The following is a 5486-nucleotide window of genomic DNA, read 5'->3' on the forward strand; positions in this document are numbered from 1 at the left end:
CATCCCCGGCCCCTTCCCCGCGGGGGAAGGGGAGCACCAAATTCTTCAAGGTAGCGCGGCGCTCCTTCTCCCCCTTCCCGTATCGGAAAGGGGGCCGGGGGATAGATCTTCGGGAAGGGGGCCCGGAGTCAGGTCTCTTTGCACGCCGCCTCGATCTGCCCGAGAACGCTCTCGAGATCGGACTCCACTTCTTCGTTCCTGAAGCGCATCACGCGGAGACCGAGGGATTCGAGGATGTTGTCCCGCTCCAGGTCGCAGGCCTTCCGCAGATCGTGCACCCCGCCGTCCAGCTCCACGACGAGCCCGGCAAAGTGGCAGTAGAAGTCGACGATGAATCCGTGAATGACCTGCTGTCGCCGAAAGTGAAGCCCGGCCAGTCGGTTGCCCTTGAGCCTGCGCCAGAGCACCATCTCTGCAGGCGTCATGCTCTTCCGCAGCGCTTTCGCACAATCGCGTTTTTCGGGGCTCACTTTCTGGCCCACGACGATGTTGTTCACACGCACGACCCATCCCCCGGGCCCGTCCCAGCTGTGGAAGGGGAACGCATCACTGTTCGGCGGAACGCGTCATTCTCCCTCCCCCTTCCCGTTTCGGGAAGGCGGCTGTTCGGCGGAACGCGTCATTCTCCCTCCCCCTTCCCGTTTCGGGAAGGGGGCCGGGGGGATAGGTTCCCCCGCGTCGGACCTTTTTTTCCTCTCGATGGTACTATCCTCGTGTCACGGACCGCGGGGCGGTCGTGAAGGAGGTGCGGACATGGCGGCGAGAGCCCTCTCCATCTGTGCGGTGTTTCTCGGGGTCCTCTGGCTCGCGGCGTGCGAGAGCGCGGGCACGGCGCGCGGCGAGGGGACCGACGGCGACACGGACACCGATACGGACACCGACGGCGACACGGACACGGACGCGGACTCCGACACCGACTCGGACTCGGACGTCCCGGACGGCGGCGAGATCCTGCCCGACTGCTCGGAGTGCCCGGCGGTGGGGACCGAGCTCGAGAACCTGCGCTGCGCCATCGATCTCTGCGACGACGCCGTGTTCCTCGGCCAAACGTACACGTCGCCCACGGTGACGAACGCGGCGAAGCTCGACCGCTCCCGCGCCGCGGTCGCGCGTTTCGGCGCGGCCGACAACGGGCTCGCGCCGCTCTACCCGACCGCCGACGGGTCCTACGCCCTCATGGCGTCCGGGTGGGCCGTGCCGTCGGATCCGCCGGACAACTACGATCACAACCAGATCCTGAGCGGCACGCTGCTCCAGCCCGACGGGCCGGGCGTCCCGGATCCGTTCGCGCCGTACGAGTACGACAGCTACGACGTGCTCGAGTGGCGGCTCGAGCTCAAGGCGCCGGAGGGCGCGCACGGCTTCCGCGTCCACTACGTCTTCTTCTCCGTGGAGTACGACGAGTACGTGGGAAACGCGTTCAACGACAAGTTCTACATGATCCTCGAGGCGGCGAGCACGAACGGCGGCGCGGCGTCCGTGATCAACTTCACCGAGTGCCGGGAGGGCGTCCCGGCCGACTACGTGTGCCCGGCGGACCTGCTCGCGTGCGAGGAGGGCGAGGAGCTGTGCTACATCGCGATCAACTCCGCGCTCTCCGAGTGCTGCTGGTACGACGGGTGCACGACGATGGACGAGAACACGGACATCACCGGCACCGGGTTCGAGTGCGGTAGCGAGGTGGACGACTGCGCGGGCGACTACTGCTGGGGGTTCACCTACGGCTCGTCGACCGGGTGGCTGTACACCGAGTGGCCGATCGAGCCGGGCGAGGAGTTCGCGATCACCTTCCACATCCACGACACGGCGGACGCGATCCTCGACTCCGAGGTGATCCTCGACAAGTTCGTCTTCGTCGGCGATCCGAACCCCGGCACCGGGCCGGTGATCGAGTAGCTCGCGTGAGGACCAGCGCCTACTGCACGCCGGGGAACGCCGACGCCAAGGCCGCCGAGTGGCTCGACCGGGTGCGCGGGAGTGCCGCCCCGCGGCCGCACCTCGTCCTCGATCCGTCGAGGGCCGCGCTGCTCGTCGTGGACATGCTCGTCTACTTCGCCGCGCCCGAGGGGCGCTGCTTCCTGCCCGCCGCCGTGCCCGCGGCCGGGCGGATCCGGCAAATCCTGGACGCGTGGCGGAAGATCGGCGCCCCCGTCGTCTTCACGCGGCACGCCCACGAGGGCGGGCACGACCTCGGCATGCTCGGCCGCTTCTTCTCGGATCACATCCGGGCCGGCGAACCGGACTCGGAGATCGTCTCCGTGCTCGCGCCAGCCGAGGGCGAGCCGGTGCTCCGGAAGACCACGTACGACGCCTTCCTCGGGACCGGGCTCGAGGAGCTCCTCCGCGGCCGCGGCGTCTCGCAGGTCGTCGTGACGGGCGCGCTCACGCACATGTGCGTCGAGACCACGGCGCGCGCCGCGTTCTGCCGGGGGTTCGAGGTGTACGTCCCCGTGGACGCGGCGGCGTCGAGCTCGGAGGACCGGCACGTCGGCTCGCTGCTCGCGATGGCCGACGCCGTCGCGATCCCGATGGCCGCCGAGGAGGTCGCCGGATGCGCATCGCGGACGTCCTAGTCGTCGGCGCCGGCCCGGCCGGGATCGCCGCGGCCGCGCAGTGCGCGCGCCTCGGCCTGCAGGTGCGGATCGTCGACCGGACCGGCCGCGCGGGCGGCCTCGTGGTGAACGGCTTCCTCGTCGAGAACTACCCGGGCCTCGAGCCCATGCCCGGCGAGGCGCTCGCGGCGCGCCTTCGCGATCACCTCGCGCGCTTCGAGCTCGTGGTGGAGAGGCGGGAGGTGCGCGATCTCGTGAACGATGACGGCGTCTGGATCGTGACCGCGGATCGGGAGGAGATCGCGGCGCGCGCGCTCGTGCTCGCCGTCGGGACGAAGGGGAAGCCGCTCGGCGCGGAGGGGGAGGCGCAGGCGCGGGACCGCGTGTTCACCGAGCTGCGCGCGCTCCTCGAGGCGGTGCCGCGACCCGTGCACGTCGTCGTCGTGGGCGGCGGCGAGGCGTCGCTCGATTACGCGCTCTCGCTCGCGGCGCGGGGGGCGTCGGTGACGCTCCTCGTGCGCTCCGGGGCGCTCAAGGCGCGCGGCCGCCTCGCGGAGATCGTGGCGCGAACGCCGGCTGTCGAGATCCGGCTTACGGCGCGCGTCGAGCGCATCGTCCCCTCGGACGGCGCGCTTGCGGTCGAGGTCGCGTACCTCGACGGCGCCCGTTTTCTCGGCGCGGACGCGGTGCTCGTCGCGATCGGCAGGACCCCGGCGCTCGAGCCGATCTTCCCGTCGTGCGGCCACGGCCGGCCGAAGGGGCGGCAGATCGAGGTGTCGCCGGATCTCTTCGTGTGCGGCGACGCCCGCTCGGGCGGCCTCGGGCAGATCGGGATCGCGGTCGGCGACGGCCTCGAGGCGGCGGGGATCATCGCCGAGCGGATCCTGCGCCCCGGCGATCGCTGACGCCGCGCCGTTCGGCTATCTAGCGCAGCTCTCCGTACGCCGTGACCTCGTTCTTGTTGCTGCACAGCCTGCGCAGCTCGAACTCGGCGCCGCTCGCGTCGAGGCTCGCCTCGAGCTGGTCGAGCACCGGGTAGTCCGCCTCGCCCTTGAACTTGATCGTGACGACGAACCTTCGGCAGAGCCGCGCGGCGATCCACCGCTCGAGCAGCTCGACGCTCCTTCGCGGGTAGGCGATGACGTCGCTCAAGAGCCAGTCGACCGGCGCGGGCGGCGTCCACCTGAAGGCGTCGCCCTTCACGAACTCGAGCCCGGGGTGCGCCATGAGATCCGCCCGCAGGGGGCTGCGGTCCACGGCCGCGACCCGCGCGCCGCGGGCGAGCGCCACGTGGGTCCAGCCGCCAGGCGCGGCGCCGAGATCCGCGCACGTCTCGCCCGGCGCGACGAAGGCGCCGAGGCGCATCTCGGCCTCGAGCAGCTTGCGGTAGGCGCGCGACGGCGGCGCGGGATCGTCCGCCACCTCCACGACCCCGCCCCGGAAGCGCGACACGACCCGGCACAGCCGGCGGCGCTCCTCCGGCAGGGCGATCGAGAAGAGCCCCGCGTCCGGGCTCTCGAGCGCCACCTGGACGAGCGCCTCGCCGTCGGCCCAGGGGAGCGCGTCGTCCGCGACACGCGCCCGCAGGAGGCGCCGCCGCTCGCGCTTGAGGATCTCGAGGACGCCGGCCTGCACGAGCTCGCAGCGCCCGCCCCGCGCGTCCGATCCCGCCTCCTCGCAGCAGAACACGTGCAGGCGCCACGGCCCTTCGTGCCCGGCGAGCCGCTCCGCGATCCGCCGCGCGCACACGCCGGCCCACTTCGACACCGACGGCGCGGACACCGGCTCCGGATCCGGCAGGCACTGCAATGCGAACGCGACGCACGGAGCTCCCGCGGCGTCCCGGTCCGAGAGGGCGCTCTCGACGAAGCCGCGGCCGCGCGCCGCGTGGACGGACTCCGGGAAGGCGCGGGCGAGCTGCGCCGCGAGCCGCCGCTCGAAGCCGGGTGCGCAGGCGTGGACGCGCGCCGCGCTCATTGGAACGGCGTCGGATCGTCGGTGCGCTGCAGGCCGAACTCGTCCTCGGACAGGCCGGATATCAGGATCGCGAGCCCGAGCCGGTCGAGATCGCCCCCAGCGGGGACGGCGGGCGCGGATGGGATGGCGGCCGGCGGGACGTCGCCCTTCGCGCCGCCGAAGAACCCGCGCGCGGTCTGCACCATCGTGTGGTACTCGATCGACACCTTGGGCAGCCCGTCGTCGCGGAGCCAGCGGTTCACGTTGGTCGGCCCCGCGTTGTACGCCGCGAGCGCGAGCTCCTCGTCGCCGCCGAACTGCTTCACCAGCCGCGCGATGTAGTAGCTGCCGGCGGCGACGTTGAACTCCGGATCGAAGGAGTCGACGCGCCCGCGCCAGCCGATGCACTCCGCGAGGTAGTCGGCGGTCTTCGGCATGAGCTGCATGAGGCCGCGCGCGCCGACCGGCGAGACCGCCTCGGGGTCGAAGCGCGACTCGACCCAGATGATGCCGTAGATGAAGGCCTCGGTGAGGCCGTTGTCGCGCGCCGCCTTCGCCACGAGCTTCGAGATCGCGCGAACCCGCTCGTCGTCGGGCCCCCACGTCCCGCGCCGCGCGAGCGTCGCCAGCCGGGCGCGCTCAGCGATGAACGAGTCCGAGCCGTCGTCGCCCGCGGGCCGCGCCTTGGCCACCGGCCCGGAGCGCCGCGGGGCCTCGGCCGGCGCGCCGCAGCCGAGCGCCGCGGCGGCGAGGGCGGCGAGGGCGAGCGCAGAGCTGCGGGAGAGCGGTGACATGGGGCGATCGTAGCAAATGCCGGCGCGGAGACGAAAAAAGCATCGAAGACAGGGGGGGGGTCAAGACCCATCACTTGTCACATAGCTCCGAGTCGAGCCGCTCGATCCATCGTCTCATCTGATTGCTCGCCCCGTCGAACCGCCAAAGGACGTTCGCCACTTGGTTCGTCGACGTCTCGAGCGC

General features: G+C 71.6%; 6 protein-coding genes. 3 read left to right on the top strand and 3 right to left on the bottom strand.

The window, feature by feature from the left end; genetic code table 11:
• Positions 1-128 precede the first annotated feature (128 nt).
• Positions 129-497: a DUF559 domain-containing protein gene (locus M0R80_31180; protein MCK9464105.1), complete on the bottom strand. Its 369-nt coding sequence runs from the start codon at positions 495-497 to the stop codon at positions 129-131.
• Positions 498-753: 256 nt separating this feature from the next.
• On the opposite strand from M0R80_31180, the gene M0R80_31185 reads away from it, so the two are divergent.
• Genes M0R80_31185 through M0R80_31195 form a run of 3 tightly spaced genes read left to right on the top strand, consistent with a single transcriptional unit; the run spans position 754 to position 3457 of the window.
• On the top strand, positions 754-1896 hold the full coding sequence (locus tag M0R80_31185) for a hypothetical protein (protein ID MCK9464106.1): 1143 nt from the start codon (positions 754-756) through the stop codon (positions 1894-1896).
• A 5-nt stretch (positions 1897-1901) separates the two neighbouring features.
• Positions 1902-2573, top strand: coding sequence for a cysteine hydrolase (locus M0R80_31190; protein MCK9464107.1), 672 nt, complete (start codon positions 1902-1904; stop codon positions 2571-2573).
• Entirely contained in the window at positions 2552-3457 is a 906-nt protein-coding gene (locus tag M0R80_31195; GenBank protein MCK9464108.1) for an NAD(P)/FAD-dependent oxidoreductase, read from the top strand. Before M0R80_31190 ends, M0R80_31195 begins: the two co-directional genes overlap by 22 nt.
• Before the next feature lie 19 nt (positions 3458-3476).
• Here the strand turns inward: M0R80_31195 and M0R80_31200 are convergent, their stop codons facing one another.
• Both M0R80_31200 and M0R80_31205 read right to left on the bottom strand, forming a co-directional pair.
• Entirely contained in the window at positions 3477-4529 is a 1053-nt protein-coding gene (locus M0R80_31200) for a hypothetical protein (protein MCK9464109.1), read from the bottom strand.
• Positions 4526-5302 (bottom strand): lytic transglycosylase domain-containing protein, encoded by a 777-nt coding sequence (locus M0R80_31205; protein MCK9464110.1) that lies wholly within the window; start codon positions 5300-5302, stop codon positions 4526-4528. The genes M0R80_31200 and M0R80_31205 overlap by 4 nt, the downstream gene beginning before the upstream one ends.
• Between the last annotated feature and the right edge of the window lie 184 nt (positions 5303-5486).

The sequence above is a fragment of the Pseudomonadota bacterium genome (genome assembly GCA_023229365.1).
Taxonomy (GTDB): Bacteria; Myxococcota_A; Polyangia; order JAAYKL01; family JAAYKL01; genus JALNZK01.